Here is a 15,908-nt window from a genome sequence, read left to right as displayed (position 1 = left end):
ACTTATTAAAAATATTGAATATATCTTTATTATTAAGATTCAATATTCAGGTGATATTCGGTACACTCAAAACTAATTCGGTTAAATCAATATGTATTATGAACATCAAAACTTTGCGTCTGGTCGGTTTGCTTGAAGGGATTTCATTCCTGCTGCTGTTATTTATCGCGATGCCAGTGAAATATATGATGGATAATCCGATTTTAGTGAAATATGTCGGCATGGGTCATGGCGTACTGTTTGTGCTATTTCTGGTGGTGTTATTTGCGGTATGTGAAAAACAGAAATGGTCTCTCAGCATGTTTGTGATGGGTTTAATCGCTTCGATTCTACCTTTCGGTCCATTCCTGTTTGATATGAAACTGAAGAAGCTGGAACAGCCCGCTGAAGCTTAATTGTAGAATCCTAATATAATTAGATCAGTCAAAAGAAAATTCTCTCTCCCTTTGGGAGAGAGTTAGAGAGAGGGAACTTATTAAATACTTAACCTCACCCTAGCCCTCTCCTAAAAGGATAGGGAAATTCAATACTGAACATATGATTTCAATAATTTATAATTTCCCTTAATAAGGAATCAAAACTCCCCACGCTCTTGTCTTTCCAGCATTAACTGTTTGAGTTGCATGCGTGGCAAAGTAAACCAGAGTGCAATCAAGATAAAAGACGCACTGCAATAGGCCCAGATATCATAAGCTTCATATGCCATTCTTACTGCTTCAATTACCACAAAAAAGCTGAGCATCAGGATAATAGAAACCGTCGCAGCCACCGTACCTTTGGACACTTCTGAAGACATCAGTGCAAAACGGTATAGTACCGAGAAACTTACGCCCTCACCTAGACTGATACAGGTGGTGCCGATAATCAGACAATGAACAAAATACTCTGGAATCAATAAGCCCAACATCAATAAACCGGCACCCAACAGCATCAGTGGCAGACCCAATAATACGGTTTTACCCAGCGGCATTTTATCGATAATTTTCAGCAAAATCAGATTACCTGCAATCAGGCCACCCAAGACCGGAAACTGCGCCAGACCATATTGCACACTACTGAATCCAAATTGCTCGACCAGAATCACCGGTGACAAGGCAATCCATAACATCAAGGGCAGACTCACCAAAGGCAAGGCTACAGTCATGATCACAAAGCGTTTATTTTTTAGAACCTGTTTAAAGTCATCCAGAATATAGCTGACCGGTTGTCTGGGAATACTGACTTTCAGGTTTGGCATTTTGGCTTTCAGGCCAAACCAGCTCAGAAATGAAAGAAATGCAATCCCGATAAAGCCCCAATGCCAGGAGATATGATCAATCATAAAGGCACCCAGCACTGGTCCTAGCAAGGGTGCCAGCAAAGACACATTGGCCATCAGTGCCATGACTTTGATGGCATCACGTTCTTCAAAGCTTTCCTGAATGGCGGCATAACCTACAGCAGTAATAAAGGACAGGCCAAAGCCCTGTAAAAAGCGCAGGAATAAGAAACTTTCGATATTGGGTGTCAATAAAATGGCCAGACAACTGAGGGTAAAAAATGCCACACCGCCGAGCAGTACCGTTTTACGTCCAAGACGATCGGACAATGGCCCCAAGATCGCTGCGACAAATGCCCCGCCCAACAGGAAAAAGGACATGGAGGATGGTGCCCATGAACTACTCACGCCAAAATCACGGGTAATCGCCAGCATGGCCGGCTGAATCAGGTCATTACAGATATAGACGGAGAATTCAAACAGGACCAATGCCAGCGGGAACATGAGTGTGGCACGGGTCAGTTTTTGGGTTTGGATGTTTTGCATGGGAGTTTTTATTGTCAGTCTGCCCAGTGAAAGCAGACCAAACTTTATCTAAAATAGAAAGAAGGAATTTTAGCAGAGTCCTGTTTTTAAGTCCGTTCTCTTTTTTAATGACCTAATCAAAATATTATTTTTGCTTTTAGTGACTGGAAACCAAATTATCTAATTCATGAAAATTATTGAAAAGCCGTGAAATGAAAAGTACTTATAATCATTACAAATCAATGGAGGATACATTATTCATCTATATTCTAATAATTTATAAAAATCAAATAGACTCTACTGAATTCCACTCTTGAAACCATTTTTCTTTTCTAACATTTTCAAAATGAAGAATTTGTTCTACTAAGTCTATAATTAGTTGATCAATATCTTTTGCTATTGAATATCATAGCGTTATTTTTGAAATACTCCCACTTTTTAATTGGTCACTACAGTCTAATCTAGAGGAATGATAGTTAGCCCTATCCATGATAAATTGATCAATATAATTAACATGTCCTTCTGTTGAAAAATGATCTTGAGGAAAAAATCTTACTAAGCTTAGCCAACAGAATCTTAAAAACCAGATTAAGTCTTCATTACCTTCATCATATTAAGAGTGATTCCACTATCCCAATTGATATGACAGTTTAAATACACTTCTCTTTTCAAATTAGGTAAAGAAAAAATAAAATTTTGATCTGCCTCTAGTTCACTATCTTTCTCACGATACAATAATTTTTCTCGTAGGATTTTTTCTGATTTTCTTTTATCGTAATTGGTATAAAACCTATTTAGATAGAATAATAAGAGTGAAGCTAAAAATCCTCCAATTACGCCAATTGTAGCGGCTAATATATTTGAGTCCATTAACTCCCCCCTTCCCAAAACAAAAAAGCTCATCCTTAGATACGCTTTTAACCAAAAACTGCCTAAAGATCAAACACTATTATGGACAGACCGCTTTCTGGAAAGTTTTGGTATTTGCCCCACGTGCACAACGATACAACTTCTCGGTATTTTGCAGCATCCAGCTGTTATCTTCCCGTTTAAAATAATAAATAGTCTGTACCGAACGTACCGAATCATCCATTAAACCGGTTTCAGTGACTTTGACCTGTCCAATCGTGGGCGACTCTACCTTGTCAAAGAACTGGCGCAACTCAACTGTTGCCAGTTCCTTACGCAAGTCCGGTCTTAATTGTAAAACCTGTTCCAAAGGCGTGTCCGAAGACGACTGTACCTTTGCAATGACCTGTTGAGCAGTTGCACAGCCTGAACCCAATATACCAAAAGCGAGAGTTGCGACTGCCAATATCCGGAACATATTATTTAACCCTTTATCGTCATTCTTATTCCAACCCATCATGCCGAGCTTCTTACTACAAAACCATTTAGACTCTGTAACTGTATTTACACAGCAATAAAAAAGCGCACCTTTCGATGCGCTTTTTTCAATTCCGATCGATTAAAGATCGAAAAGTTTACCCGGGTTCATGATGCCATTTGGATCGAACACTTTTTTCAGGGCTTTCATATATTCAATTTCTTCCGCCGAACGCGAATATTCAAGATATGGCTTCTTGGTCATGCCCACACCATGTTCCGCAGAAATTGAACCGTCATATTTTTTCACGGTATCAAAGACATACTTGTTCACCACCTGACATTTGGCAAAGAATTCATCTTTAGACAAATCAGCAGGTTTTAAGATATTTAAGTGCAAGTTACCGTCACCGATATGACCGAACCAGCAGATTTCAAAGTCTGGGTAATTCGTCGATACAATCGCATCAATTTCTTTAATGAATGCAGGAACGTGCGTGATCAGAACGGAAATGTCATTTTTGTATGGAATAAATGGCGCGATAGATTCAGAAATATCTTCACGTAAACGCCATAAGCTTTCTACCTGATCCAGGCTTTGGCTCATTACGCCGTCCAGCACCCAACCTTGTTCCATGCAATGCTCGAAGATTTCCATCGCCTTGTCCATAATCGGTTCAAACGGCGCTTCAAACTCAAGCAATACATAGAATGGGCATTCAGTTTCAAATGGACGTTGCACGTGACCATGGGCCAAGACTTTCTGCATCGCCAGTTCACCAAAGAACTCAAATGCAGTCAGGTCAATTTTCGCCTGGAAGGCATGCAATAACGGCATGATCGCATCAAAGTCAGGTACACCCAGTACCATCACTTGCAGGTCTTGCGGTTGACGTTCAAGCTTGATTTCCGCTTCCGTCACCAGACCCAGCGTGCCTTCACCACCAATAAATAAATGTTGTAGCGCATAACCGGTTGCATTCTTGATCATACCTTTGTTCAGACGCAATACATCGCCCTTACCCGTCACAACGGTCAGGCCAAGTACCCAGTTACGGGTCATGCCGTATTTAATCACTTTGATGCCGCCAGCATTGGTGCCGATGTTACCGCCAATTTGCGATGAACCTGCCGAAGCAAAGTCGACTGGATAGTACATGCCCTGTTCTTCAGCATAGTTCTGCAACTGTTCAGTCACTACACCTGCCTGTACGCGCACCATGCGGTCTGCCGGGAAGAATTCCAGAATCTGGTTCATCTTGTCCATGCTGACCACGATCTCGCCATTGGCTGCGACTGCACCTGCAGAAAGACCGGTACGACCACCCGATGGAGTCACTGCAACGTTAAATTGGTTTGCCAATTTTACGATGTCTTGAACTTGCTCAGTTGACGACGGAAAAACGACGACTGACGGGTTTGGATCAAAGTGCTTCGTATGATCGCGACCCCAATTCTGGAGGCTGTCCGTATCGGTTTTAATACGGTTTTCACCCACAATTGCAGTCAATTGGGTCAATAACTCAGGGGTTAAAGCGACTGGAGCATTCATCGTTTGCAGACCTAGCATGATTTAAACAAGGGAGACTTCGCCGGCTTATTTGCACATTTTTCAAGCATAAAAACATGGATACAAATCAGGCGAAACATGATTATTAAAGCATCGGATCACGCTGCTTTAAAAGCATGGCGCAATATTATAAGCTATTTTTTGGTGTTTCCCGCGAAAAATGACAATTTTGATAATATACCTTTGAAAATGCAGATTTAAATCAAACACCATGATCATTATTATCAATATATCTTGCCAGAATAGCTGATGTGAGCGTCATTAAGGAAATGTATAAGTGCGCTTTTCCTGTGCTATTATACCGCGACTAAATTTGGCCTTTGTAGCGGAGCCGTAATGAGCCAACATCTATCTCTACCTAAAGATAAAATCCGTTTCTTGTTGTTAGAAGGCGTTCACCAGAATGCAATCGACACTCTAAATGCTGCTGGATATACCAACATCGATTATCGTAAGACTGCGCTTGAGGGTGAAGCGTTGAAAGAAGCGATTAAAGATGCTCACTTCATCGGTATTCGTTCCCGTACTCAATTGACTGAAGAAGTCTTTGAAGCTGCGAACAAACTGATTGCTGTCGGTTGTTTCTGTATTGGTACCAACCAGGTGAACCTGGATGCAGCAATGCGTCGCGGTATTCCAGTCTTTAACGCGCCTTACTCAAATACGCGTTCAGTCGCTGAACTTGTACTTGCTGAAGCAATTCTTCTTCTACGCCGTGTACCTGAAAAATCAGCAGATACACACACAGGCGGCTGGAACAAATCTGCAGTTGGTTCGTTCGAAACACGTGGTAAAACTTTAGGTATCGTAGGTTACGGTTCAATTGGTTCACAACTTTCTGTACTTGCTGAAAGCATGGGTATGAAAGTGATCTATTTCGATACAGTGACTAAATTGCCTTTAGGTAATGCACGTCAAGTCGGTAGCTTGGGCGAACTTTTGGCAAATGCCGATGTGGTTTCTCTACACGTTCCTGATGTTCCGTCTACACGTAACTTCATGACCAAAGATCAGTTCGCGCAAATGAAAGAAGGTTCAATCTTCATCAACGCGGCACGTGGTACCTGTGTCGTGATCGAAGATCTGGCAGATGCGATCAAATCTGGTCACATTGCTGGTGCTGCGGTTGACGTATTCCCGAAAGAGCCTAAAGCGAACGGTGAAGAATTCGTTTCTCCACTACGTAACCTACCAAACGTGATCCTGACTCCGCACGTGGGCGGTTCGACCATGGAAGCGCAAGCGAACATCGGTCTGGAAGTCGCTGAGAAATTTGTAGCTTATTCTGACAAAGGTATGACTTTATCTGCGGTGAACTTCCCAGAAATCGCATTGCCATTGACTGAAGGCAAACACCGTTTATTGCACATCCACCAAAATATTCCGGGCGTGTTGTCTAAAATCAACAACCTGTTTGCTGAACAAGGCATCAACATCTCTGGCCAGTCACTGATGACTAAAGGCGATGTCGGTTACCTGGTGATGGATGTCGATGCTGCTGCATCTCATGAAGCACTCGATATGCTTTCGAATGTTGAAGGTACAATCCGCGCACGCGTATTGTTCTAATTCAATATTGTAGAAAAACCACAGCTCTCGGGCTGTGGTTTTTTGTTTTTAAGGTTTGTATTTTTAAACCTTTTTCAGCTTATGCTGCTCTTCCGCTATTCGAGCAATCGAAACCTATTTAGTCATGCTGAATTTTAAAATTGCACCAATGGTGCAAGCGCCGCTGATTCTGTTGATCGCCATGATCAGTATGCAAAGCAGTGGCTCCTTTGCCAAATATCTGTTCGGTCAGTTTCCCATCCTGACCGTTTCAGCCATGCGTCTGCTGTTAGGCGCTATGATTTTGGCACTGATTTTTAAAATTTGGCGAATCCATTTCAGACAGATCAAGTGGCCAGCCATTATCAGTTATGGCATTGCTCTGGCCGGCATGAACCTCTTGTTTTACCTGTCGATTGATCGCCTGCCGCTGGGAATTGCCGTCTCTTTTGAATTCATTGGCCCCTTAAGTGTTGCCCTGTTTTATGCACGGCAAAAATTCGACTTTGTCTGGGTCGGACTGGCGATTCTGGGCTTGGTTCTGCTATTTCCTTTTGATCAGGCTGCCCAGCCGCTTGACCCGATCGGGATTGCATTCGCCTTGGGTGCCGGTGCTTGCTGGGCCTTATATATCGTTGCCGGCCAAAGACCTTCAGGCGTTTCTGGCAATCATACTGTATGCTTGGGCATGTTTGTCGGCATGCTGGTGCTGATGCCGATTGCGCTCTTGGCAGGCATGCCGGCACATACTTTTGAACCGATGAGTTTGTTGTATTTTGTGGCTTTGGCTGTGTTGGCCAGTGCCCTGCCTTTCACTCTGGAAATGATCGCACTGCGTAATTTAAGCGCACTCAGTTTCGGCACTTTGATGAGTCTGGAACCCGCCATTGCCGCACTCTCGGGGCTGGTCTTTCTAGGTGAAACCTTGTTGTGGACACAATGGCTGGCATTGGCCACGATTATCAGTGCTTCAGTGGGTTGTACGGTGACCAGTCAAAGAAGAAAAAATACAGTTGAGCACTTTTAAATTTAAAATTCGTTATAAGAAATACTACTCACTTTGAATTTAAAAAGATATTAGCTGGAAAAGCCTACTCAAAGTCGATAAATTCAGTCTAATACTCTTCTAAGATCAAAATTTTCTCTTTTTAAAAGTAACTTTAAATTTAAAATTATTTCCACCCCCTACTCATTAAAAATTAACCAGTTTGCTATAATTTCATTTTGCCCTATTTCTCATTTTCACCCATTCTGGGTAGAAGCTGCTTCCATGCCAAACGCCCAACTCCTTGCCGTATTATTCATGGTCTTATCCATGACCTCCTACCAGATCAGTGCATCTTTTGCCAAACAGCTGTTTAGTGTGCTGGATCCGGTCACTGTGACCATTTTAAGGCTGTGCTTTGCAGCAATTATTGTTGGGGTAATGTTCCGTTCCTGGAAAATTATTTCCCGTTTGCCTTTTTTGAAATGGCGGGATCTCCTTTGCTATAGCGCTGCTTTAGGGGTCATGAATATTTTATTCTATCTGTCTCTGGGAAGATTACCGCAGGGAATTGCAGTCGGTCTGGAGTTTATTGGTCCTTTAGGTCTGGCCCTGCTCTCGATCAAACATCGTAGTGATTATATTTGGGTATTGATGGCCATTTTAGGCATTGCGTTAATGGTGCCCTGGGATCAAGCCAATAGTAGTAATTTCGACCTGCTCGGCGCTGCCTGTGCTTTAGGTGCGGGTTTATGCTGGGCATTGTATATTTTCTTTGGCCAACGTGTGGTGCAGCAAAATATCGGCATGCATGCACTGACTATTGCCATCAGTATCTCGGCTTTGTGTCTGCTACCTATCGGTCTCTACAACAACACGCCCGCATTGATTGATACGCAACATTGGGGCAAGGCAATTAGCATTGCTGTACTGGCAACAGCCATTCCTTATGCTCTGGATTTAAAGGCACTTCAGCATTTGAATAAAACCAGCTATGGTACCCTGTCCAGCCTGTCTCCGGCTTTGGCTGCACTGGCCGGTTTTGTACTATTAGGCGAAAAAATTACGCTTCTTCAGACCGTGGCACTGATCTGTATCATGCTGGCATCAGTCGGCGTGACTGTACGTGCCGCCCGTCAAGGATCGGGAGAAAAGAATACCTAAAAGGCTTATTGGAATTTGAACAACTAAATATATCTCATTATTAATCTCTTCAATTTATCCCTTTGATATAACTAAAAAAAATAGATGAATGGATAAAAATCCCATATCTCCAGATAAAAAGATGATCAGATGCCCTAGTTGCAATAAAGAGATTTTTGATACGCGAGTGTGGCAAGGATGCCACATGTTACCCATCACGACAGGACGTCGTGTATGGGTAACAAAAGACTTTTGCCTACTTTGGGTCTTTCCAAAGTAGGGAGATTGCCTACACAAAAGCATTTAAATTTTTAAGAAATGAGGCTGTACAATCATCTTCTTAAGCTAAACATGCATAACGATTAACTCAAACATCTAATTTGAGTTATAAATTATGGAAAAGTAACTAATCAAATGTCATCTTTTCGATGTTTAGCTTTGTACCAGCATATCTTTTTTCATGTCTTTATAACGCTGATATTCATTCTTATACTGCACTGCCAAAGCGGTCTTCTGCTTTTCATCCAGAATTTTTCCGGCCTGCTGGAAGAAACCATGTTCTTCTTCTTTTAAGTGATGATGCACCTTTTCGGAAAGTTTTTTGGCCATGGCAATCCAGCCTGGATTACTCAATTCAGTTGCAGTTAATTCCTCGATTATTTCGTCCATTTCATGATGTTCGGCCAAGGCATGGCGGGTAATATTCAGGCCCGAATCGGTCATCATCAAGGGAATATAAAAATAACGCTCTTCCGCAGCCTCATGCGCAAATAATTCATTTTTCAGTTGCTTGAACAGCTCGCGGCGTTCTGGTGTATCCCCGGAAGTCTGTAATAGTTTTTCTGCAAGATCACGCTGAATCTCATGACTCTCTCTTAATGCTTCAAAAATAGTCGTCATTCCGATATTTCTCCGATTGTTTTATTTTTCATATCATTGATTCTAGAAGATTTTTAGAACAGGTTCAGACGCAGTTTATACAGTTATTTGTTAAGAAATTTTAATATCGAGAATGATTTACATCGGGTTTAGATCTAAAAAAACATCTGGTATGCCATCCGGCAAATCAGCAGACTGACCAGAATCAGGAATAAAATCCGGATAAAGCCACTGCCATATTTAAATGCCAAACGCACCCCGACCAAGGAACCACAAATATTGGCTACCGCCATCATTGCCCCGACCATAAACAGCACATTGCCACTAGGGATAAAAAAGCTTAAGGCGGCTAGGTTGGTGGTGAAATTGGCAATTTTCGACAAAGCCGACGCATGCAGGAAGTCGACGCTCAAATAGCGAATAAAAAAGAAAATAAAGAAACTGCCAGTGCCCGGACCAAAAATACCATCATAAAAACCAATCGCCAGACTGCCCAAGGCTGCCAGAATCAGCATTTTTCGATTCAGTTTTTGTTCACGATGCATCTGACCGAACTGTTTTTTCATCAAGGTATAAATCGCGATCACAATCAGCATGACCAGTACAAATGGCTTGAGGATATCGACCGGGATCAGGCTAACGCTGGCCGCACCAATAAAAGCACTAATAAAACTGCAAGCTGCAATAATGCCCATGAGCAGCCAGGGTAATTTCACCTGACGTAAATAGGAAAATGCTGCAGAACCGGTCCCGAAAATGGACGCGAGTTTATTGGTACCAAAGGCAGTCGCAGGTTGTAAATGCGGCAAACTGCCCATAATCGCAGGAATCTGGATCAAACCACCACCGCCAACGGCTGCATCAATTGCCCCTGCAAAAAACGCAAAGACAACCAGACTGATGATGATCTCGATTTCCATATATTGACTCGATTAGAGGTTCAAGACGCGTTTGGGTATCAGACGTTTTTTGTCAGTGATTTCCGCCAGACCCAAACATTTGTCACCATCAAAAACCAGTACCTGTTCAGCCGCTTCATGTTCGATATTACTTTCCATACCACGGCTAAAATATTCTGCACGACCTTCAGGCACCTGCACTCGCGGGAAATGTTGCACTGGCGCATAGGCTGGTAACAATAGTGCCTCACGCTCTGCTTCGCTCAGGCTTTCCAGATATTCAAGGGTATAACTTGGAATCAAATCAAAATGACCGGTTTTGATGCGGTGCAGATAAGTCAGATGACCATAGGTGCCCAGCACTTTGGCAATATCTTCACCCAGCACCCGGATATATGTCCCTTTGGAACAGGTCACATCCAGCGTGATGCTATTTTCGGTAAAGGATAAAAGCTCGATGGCATAAATGGTAATTGGACGTGCTTCACGCTCAATTTCAATGCCTTTACGTGCCAGCTCGTATAAAGGACGGCCTTCTTTTTTCAGTGCCGAATACATCGGTGGCACTTGCTGGATATCACCCAAAAATTGTGCCAGTGTTTCCTGAATCAATGTTTCTGACAATTCAGGAACCGCTTTTTCCAGAAGTACCTCGCCCTCGACATCGCCCGTGGTGGTGCTATGACCTAAAAATACAGTGGTCTGGTAACGCTTGACCGAATCAAGTAAATAATGCGAAAACTTGGTCGCCTCCCCCAAACATACCGGCAATAAACCCGATGCCAAAGGATCCAGCGCACCGGTATGGCCGGCTTTTTGCGCACGATATAACCAGCGAACTCTTTGCAAGGCGGCATTAGAACTGATGCCCAAAGGCTTATTAAGCAGGAAGACACCGCTGAGATGACGACGCTGAATTTTAGGAGATGATGCTTTCATGGCAAAAAATCAGACATTTTATAAATTGGCGCCATGGTAAAACCCTGCGAGATGATTTACAACTTTTCTATAGTATCTGATGATTTTTATGGCATATTGAGCCGGCTTGAACATCAAAAAGCTTTAAATAGCTAAAAGCTTGAACCTCTAAAAATAATGAAATAACGAAAAAATAGGTGCATAGGATATGCAGAAATACAAAATATGGATCATTCTGGCCTTGCTGGTGCTGTGCATCATCACGCTGGTCTTATGGCTGTCTCCAAAAGAAAATACCCAGACAGAGACCGGGACAAAAACACCTTTCACTGAAAGCAATGCCGAGCAAAGCGCTTTTCTGGCCAATAGTCCTGCCAATGTCTCGTTCCCGAGTGCCAGCCAGCAAGATACTGAAATCAATTGTCAGATGCAGCTCGATGCCAGTAATCGTCTGATGGTGAATGAACAGACCCGTAACTGTTTTGAATATTTTATTACCCAATTTGGTGAAAAAAATCTGCAGCAGATCCAGCAGGATTTTAAAGCTTACATTCGCCAAAATTACAAAGAACCGGCACTCTCGCAAATTCTGGATTTATGGGATCGTTATATCCAGTATCGTCAAGGTTTAGGCCAGCTCAGCGCACCGGCTGGCGTGAATCAGGAAGATCCTGCCTATTACCGCAGTATCTATACCAGTACCCAAAATTTGCGAAAACAATATTTTTCCCAGTATGAAATTGAAGGCTTGTTTGGCACAGAAGATAGCTATCATGAATATACGCTGGACCGGATGAGCGTGCTGGCAGACAAAAGCTTAAGCGAGGCTGAAAAAGCCCAAAAACTCAAAGCACTATTTCAGCAACTGCCACAAGACTGGCAGGAAAATCTGGAGCAGCTGAATAAACTGGAAGATCTGCGCAAACTTACCGCAGATATTAAAGCCCGTGGCGGTTCCAGTGATGAAATCCGGCAGATGCGGATCAATCTGGTCGGTTCTGAAGCGACACAACGGCTGGAACACCTGGATGTACAACGCAGCGACTGGAAAAACCGGGTCACGGGCTATTTAGATGAACGCGATCAGATTACCCAGTCCGGCATGTCCGATACTGCAAAGCAGCAAGCGATTGCCCAGCTTCGCAGCAAACATTTTAATACACCGCAAGAACAGCTGCGGGTAGAAACCTTTGAACAGGTTCATGATCAGGGAGCCAAGCTGCCCTTTGCTGACTAAGCCTAAAAGCCATCACCTGTTGATGGCTTTTTTATAAATGCCCTTTTGATAACTTTATATTTTTTCTCAAAATGATCTTTTATAGTTGTTTCTAAATATTTCGAATTTACACAAAATAACTTAGAAAAATTATAATGATTTCAAAGACTTTTTATTTAAATACATCTGCAAATAAAACACATACTTACAATGTAAATTCCTCCTGTCCTGCATGTCCCCAAATGACATGGTTTTAGACCTCTGAAGTGAAAAAATACCGCTTCATTAAAAGAAAATTTGCTTAGCCACTGAAGGCCGAAACTGTATTTTCATCGTCTGATTTGTGGCTTGCGACACTCTACAAAAAGCAATGATTGCTTGAATAACGATAAAATTTAAGAAGGGACAGCTATGTATACTTTCAGCAAGACAGCCCAGTTACTGACTGTGGCTTTAGCGACCACTATGGGATTCAGTTTTTCTGCACAGACTCAGGCTGCAGCGAGTGCAACACAAGTCATCGAAAAGAGCCGGTCTGACTATGCCAAGACCAAATATCCGATCTTGATGGTGCATGGCTGGCTAGGCTGGTCACGCATTGGCACCGATAGTATCGGGCTGGATTACTGGTATCAGATTCTGCCAGATATGGCACGTAATGGCTCAACCGTCTTTGCGGCACAATTGTCTCCAGCAAATACAACGGCGCATCGCGGTGAACAACTAGTTCATCAGGTTGAAGAGGTTGTGGCAATTACCGGCAAGAAAAAACTGAATTTGATTGGTCACTCTCATGGCGGACCAACAGTGCTGTATGTTGCAGCGACCCAACCGCAGTATATTGCGTCTATCACTGGCGTTGCAGGAACCTACCATGGCTCCAAAGTCGCAGATGATATTCAGAACAATAGCCTGACGCGTACCGCCTTTAACATTTTAGGGGATTATATTATTGGACCATTGATTGCACTGGGTCAGTTTAAGCCTGAACTGGAAATTGATTTTGATGCTTCCATGAAATCCCTGACCCAGACCGGTTCAAATACTTTTAATGCCACAGTGGCGCAGCAGGTGGTCAAAGATGGTGTATTGGCTTCCACAGAAAACTGCAATAAAAATTTAAAACAGAAAGACAGTAAAGGCATTCATTATTATTCATGGACGGGTGTGGCCCAAGCCACCAATGCACTGGATATTGACACGATCCTGATGCAGCTCGGCCCTTTATCTTATGGCAGTAAAGACAATGACGGCATGGTGTCACGTTGTAGCGCTTTCATGGGCAAGGTCATTCATGACCAGTACAAACTCAATCATACTGACCTGGCCAACATGATGTTTGGTCTGAAGGGTATGTTTGCACCCGATCCGGTCGCCCTCTATCGCCAACATGCCAACCGGCTCAAATTAGAAGGTTTATAACCCAGAGTGCCTATATTTCAGTTGAGATATAGGCTTTTTTTCTGGTTCTTTTTATTTAACCTATCATTGTTCTGGAAGCTGCAATGAAAAAAATAATCTATCACTTGAACCTTTTACTGTTAGTTTCCATATGGACTGGCCCTGTGCAAGCCGCGGCATTACAGCAATACAAAAGCAATTTTGTCCTCTCGAGTTATGCCAGGACAAAATACCCGATGGTCTTTGTGCATGGTTTTGGTCTGGGTTTTAACCGGATTGGAACGGAGAGCATCGGTCTGGATTACTGGTATCAGATTCCCCAAGACCTGAGCCGGCATGGTGCATGGGTATTTTCTGCCGAATTGTCTGCTGTTGCATCCAATGAACTGCGTGGCGAACAGCTCTTGATGCAAATTGATGAAGTACTGGCACTGACAGGTCATAAGAAAGTCAATCTGATTGGGCATAGCCAAGGTGGCCCAACGATTCAATATATTGAGGGCATTACGCCGCATAAAGCTGCCTCTTTAACCGCCATTGCAGGCGCTATGCAAGGCACACCGGTTTTTGTCAATGCCGTCCAGACACCCCTCCTTGAGCCCTTTATTCAGGCCATCGGTACGATTCTGGGCCACAGCATGAATCTGGTCACGGGCAACCAGTATCCGGTCAGTATGATCGAGGCACTGCAAGCTATGAACCCAGAGGCGATTCAGGCTTTCAATATGAAATATGGCTCCTCTGCCATTCCCAAAGACTGTCAGTCTCAGGGCAGCAAACTCACGCCAAATGGAATTTACCACTATTCCTGGATGGGCAACCGGCAGGCAACCAATTCCTTGGATGTGATTGAGTCTACAGTCGTGACGTTAGGTAGCAGTTTCTTGAAAGGAGAAGCCAATGATGGTGCTCTGCCGCTGTGTAGCGGACGCTATGGCCAAATCATCCGTCAGGACTATGCCCATAACCACTTTGATGAAGTAAACCAGTTTTTTGGCATTTTGGGTCCTTTCGCGCAGGATCCGGTCGCACTGTATCGCCAACATGCCAACCGGCTCAAGCTGCAAGGCTTATAAATCACTTATTTTATGAATAGATCATCTTTATTAATTAAAAAAACTTAGGAAACTGAGTCCCTGCTACATAGGGGAACTTTAGGCAACTGGATGAGGATCATCCCGTTAAAACAACAAAAGTGAGGAAAATATAATGAAATTCGGAATATTAATCACCGGCCTGCTGCTGGCGGGTACATGTCTCAGCACCCAGGCATCCACCCAGGCCAGTCAGGTCACAGCAAAAGCCAGTTCACAATATGCCAAGACCCAATATCCGATTGTCTTTGCACATGGTATGGCGGGTTTCATCCGGATCGGTACTGACCAGTTTGGACTGGATTACTGGTATCAGATTTTACCGGATCTGGCGCGTAATGGCGGTAATGTCTGGGCAACACGTGTCTCGCCTTTTAACTCATCGGAAATTCGGGGTGAGCAACTTTTAGAGCAGGTAAATGAAATTCTGGCCATTACCGGTGCAAAGAAAGTCAATCTGATCGGTCATTCCCATGGCGGCCCGACCATTCGTTATGTCGCAGGTGCAGGGAATGGAATAGTCGCTTCCCTGACTTCTGTCGGTGCTCCGCATAAGGGCTCCCCGGTTGGAGACCTGATCCTGCAAGCAGAAGGTACACCGATACAAGGGCCTTTAGTCGGTGGTATCAACCTGGTGTCTAAGGCCATCACCTGGGCACAAGGTCTGGATCCGAGCAGTTTCCCGCATGATTCTCTGGCTGGTGGTCGCAGCCTGACCCTGGCAGGATCTGCTCAATTCAACCAGAAATATCCGCTCGGTATGCCGACTACCACCTGTGGTGAAGGTGCATATCAACAAAAAGGTATCTACAACTATTCATTCACAGGTGTAGGCCAAGTCACCAACCCGCTCGATCCTGATTCAGCCTTGACAGTTACAGCTCTACTCATTGATGGCGGCAAGGAAAATGATGGTCTGGTCTCCCGCTGTAGTGCCAAATTCGGTAAAACCATTCGGGATAACTACAACTGGAACCATCTGGATGAAGTGAACCAGTTCCTCGGATTAAAAAATATCTTTGCTCCAGACCCAGTCGATGTTTATCGCCAGCATGCCAACCGGCTCAAATTGCAAGGCCTGTAATTCAATCTCATCCCTGTCATCCCAATGCACAGGGATTTTCTAATTTTTAAACCGCCAAAATG

Annotated in this window: 15 protein-coding genes; 8 read left to right on the top strand and 7 right to left on the bottom strand. The window is 43.5% G+C overall.

Annotated features, from left to right (window positions below):
* Positions 1 to 98 precede the first annotated feature (98 nt).
* Positions 99 to 395: a DUF3817 domain-containing protein gene (locus G4D73_RS11360; RefSeq protein ID WP_004645001.1), complete on the top strand. Its 297-nt coding sequence runs from the start codon at positions 99 to 101 to the stop codon at positions 393 to 395.
* Positions 396 to 574: 179 nt separating this feature from the next.
* Here the strand turns inward: G4D73_RS11360 and G4D73_RS11355 are convergent, their stop codons facing one another.
* The 4 genes from G4D73_RS11355 to G4D73_RS11340 form a co-directional block, all read right to left on the bottom strand.
* Positions 575 to 1,804 (bottom strand): MFS transporter, encoded by a 1,230-nt coding sequence (locus G4D73_RS11355; protein ID WP_213686804.1) that lies wholly within the window; start codon positions 1,802 to 1,804, stop codon positions 575 to 577.
* A gap of 567 nt (positions 1,805 to 2,371) precedes the next feature.
* The gene (locus tag G4D73_RS15525; protein WP_224216243.1) at positions 2,372 to 2,653 is read right to left on the bottom strand and encodes a hypothetical protein; all 282 of its coding nucleotides are present in this window, start codon (positions 2,651 to 2,653) and stop codon (positions 2,372 to 2,374) included.
* Positions 2,654 to 2,732: 79 nt separating this feature from the next.
* Positions 2,733 to 3,110, bottom strand: coding sequence for a hypothetical protein (locus G4D73_RS11345; RefSeq protein WP_213687749.1), 378 nt, complete (start codon positions 3,108 to 3,110; stop codon positions 2,733 to 2,735).
* Positions 3,111 to 3,251: 141 nt separating this feature from the next.
* Positions 3,252 to 4,661: an FAD-binding oxidoreductase gene (locus tag G4D73_RS11340; RefSeq protein WP_004644999.1), complete on the bottom strand. Its 1,410-nt coding sequence runs from the start codon at positions 4,659 to 4,661 to the stop codon at positions 3,252 to 3,254.
* A 354-nt stretch (positions 4,662 to 5,015) separates the two neighbouring features.
* On the opposite strand from G4D73_RS11340, the gene serA reads away from it, so the two are divergent.
* The 3 genes from serA to G4D73_RS11325 all read left to right on the top strand — a co-directional run bounded on the left by serA (position 5,016) and on the right by G4D73_RS11325 (position 8,376).
* Complete coding sequence (serA, locus tag G4D73_RS11335; RefSeq protein WP_005108551.1) at positions 5,016 to 6,248, top strand: phosphoglycerate dehydrogenase; 1,233 nt, start codon at positions 5,016 to 5,018, stop codon at positions 6,246 to 6,248.
* 124 nt (positions 6,249 to 6,372) lie between these two features.
* Positions 6,373 to 7,254, top strand: coding sequence for an EamA family transporter (locus G4D73_RS11330; protein ID WP_213686803.1), 882 nt, complete (start codon positions 6,373 to 6,375; stop codon positions 7,252 to 7,254).
* Between the two features lie 243 nt (positions 7,255 to 7,497).
* Complete coding sequence (locus G4D73_RS11325; RefSeq protein WP_213686802.1) at positions 7,498 to 8,376, top strand: EamA family transporter; 879 nt, start codon at positions 7,498 to 7,500, stop codon at positions 8,374 to 8,376.
* A 411-nt stretch (positions 8,377 to 8,787) separates the two neighbouring features.
* On the opposite strand, the gene G4D73_RS11320 is transcribed toward G4D73_RS11325, so the two are convergent.
* The 3 genes from G4D73_RS11320 to truB form a co-directional block, all read right to left on the bottom strand.
* The gene (locus G4D73_RS11320) at positions 8,788 to 9,255 is read right to left on the bottom strand and encodes a hemerythrin domain-containing protein (protein ID WP_213686801.1); all 468 of its coding nucleotides are present in this window, start codon (positions 9,253 to 9,255) and stop codon (positions 8,788 to 8,790) included.
* Positions 9,256 to 9,389: 134 nt separating this feature from the next.
* The gene (locus tag G4D73_RS11315; protein ID WP_213686800.1) at positions 9,390 to 10,154 is read right to left on the bottom strand and encodes a sulfite exporter TauE/SafE family protein; all 765 of its coding nucleotides are present in this window, start codon (positions 10,152 to 10,154) and stop codon (positions 9,390 to 9,392) included.
* A 12-nt stretch (positions 10,155 to 10,166) separates the two neighbouring features.
* A complete protein-coding gene (truB, locus tag G4D73_RS11310; RefSeq protein ID WP_213686799.1) occupies positions 10,167 to 11,072 on the bottom strand; it encodes a tRNA pseudouridine(55) synthase TruB in 906 nt (301 codons plus the stop codon).
* A gap of 187 nt (positions 11,073 to 11,259) precedes the next feature.
* On the opposite strand from truB, the gene G4D73_RS11305 reads away from it, so the two are divergent.
* The 4 genes from G4D73_RS11305 to G4D73_RS11290 all read left to right on the top strand — a co-directional run bounded on the left by G4D73_RS11305 (position 11,260) and on the right by G4D73_RS11290 (position 15,846).
* Complete coding sequence (locus tag G4D73_RS11305; protein WP_213686798.1) at positions 11,260 to 12,288, top strand: lipase secretion chaperone; 1,029 nt, start codon at positions 11,260 to 11,262, stop codon at positions 12,286 to 12,288.
* Positions 12,289 to 12,678: 390 nt separating this feature from the next.
* Positions 12,679 to 13,689 carry an esterase/lipase family protein gene (locus G4D73_RS11300; RefSeq protein WP_213686797.1) on the top strand — a complete coding sequence of 337 codons (1,011 nt, stop codon included), beginning with the start codon at positions 12,679 to 12,681 and terminating at the stop codon, positions 13,687 to 13,689.
* 83 nt (positions 13,690 to 13,772) lie between these two features.
* Entirely contained in the window at positions 13,773 to 14,744 is a 972-nt protein-coding gene (locus G4D73_RS11295) for an esterase/lipase family protein (protein WP_213686796.1), read from the top strand.
* Positions 14,745 to 14,877: 133 nt separating this feature from the next.
* Positions 14,878 to 15,846, top strand: coding sequence for an esterase/lipase family protein (locus G4D73_RS11290; protein WP_213686795.1), 969 nt, complete (start codon positions 14,878 to 14,880; stop codon positions 15,844 to 15,846).
* Positions 15,847 to 15,908: the final 62 nt, after the last annotated feature.

Origin of the sequence: Acinetobacter sp. WY4, from assembly GCF_018438165.1 — a bacterium.
Classification (GTDB): domain Bacteria; phylum Pseudomonadota; class Gammaproteobacteria; order Pseudomonadales; family Moraxellaceae; genus Acinetobacter.
Note: the sequence above shows the minus strand (reverse complement) of the source record. Positions and strands in the feature narration are given on the sequence as shown.

Excerpts from the sequence above, each read along its gene's own strand:
- G4D73_RS11315 (WP_213686800.1), bottom strand. The coding sequence starts at position 10,154 with ATGGAAATCGAGATCATCATCAGTCTGGTTGTCTTTGCGTTTTTTGCA.
- G4D73_RS11320 (WP_213686801.1), bottom strand. The coding sequence starts at position 9,255 with ATGACGACTATTTTTGAAGCATTAAGAGAGAGTCATGAGATTCAGCGT.
- serA (WP_005108551.1), top strand. The coding sequence starts at position 5,016 with ATGAGCCAACATCTATCTCTACCTAAAGATAAAATCCGTTTCTTGTTG.
- G4D73_RS11305 (WP_213686798.1), top strand. The coding sequence starts at position 11,260 with ATGCAGAAATACAAAATATGGATCATTCTGGCCTTGCTGGTGCTGTGC.
- G4D73_RS11340 (WP_004644999.1), bottom strand. The coding sequence starts at position 4,661 with ATGAATGCTCCAGTCGCTTTAACCCCTGAGTTATTGACCCAATTGACT.
- truB (WP_213686799.1), bottom strand. The coding sequence starts at position 11,072 with ATGAAAGCATCATCTCCTAAAATTCAGCGTCGTCATCTCAGCGGTGTC.
- G4D73_RS11290 (WP_213686795.1), top strand. The coding sequence starts at position 14,878 with ATGAAATTCGGAATATTAATCACCGGCCTGCTGCTGGCGGGTACATGT.
- G4D73_RS11355 (WP_213686804.1), bottom strand. The coding sequence starts at position 1,804 with ATGCAAAACATCCAAACCCAAAAACTGACCCGTGCCACACTCATGTTC.
- G4D73_RS11360 (WP_004645001.1), top strand. The coding sequence starts at position 99 with ATGAACATCAAAACTTTGCGTCTGGTCGGTTTGCTTGAAGGGATTTCA.
- G4D73_RS11325 (WP_213686802.1), top strand. The coding sequence starts at position 7,498 with ATGCCAAACGCCCAACTCCTTGCCGTATTATTCATGGTCTTATCCATG.
- G4D73_RS11295 (WP_213686796.1), top strand. The coding sequence starts at position 13,773 with ATGAAAAAAATAATCTATCACTTGAACCTTTTACTGTTAGTTTCCATA.
- G4D73_RS11330 (WP_213686803.1), top strand. The coding sequence starts at position 6,373 with ATGCTGAATTTTAAAATTGCACCAATGGTGCAAGCGCCGCTGATTCTG.
- G4D73_RS11300 (WP_213686797.1), top strand. The coding sequence starts at position 12,679 with ATGTATACTTTCAGCAAGACAGCCCAGTTACTGACTGTGGCTTTAGCG.
- G4D73_RS15525 (WP_224216243.1), bottom strand. The coding sequence starts at position 2,653 with ATGGACTCAAATATATTAGCCGCTACAATTGGCGTAATTGGAGGATTT.
- G4D73_RS11345 (WP_213687749.1), bottom strand. The coding sequence starts at position 3,110 with ATGTTCCGGATATTGGCAGTCGCAACTCTCGCTTTTGGTATATTGGGT.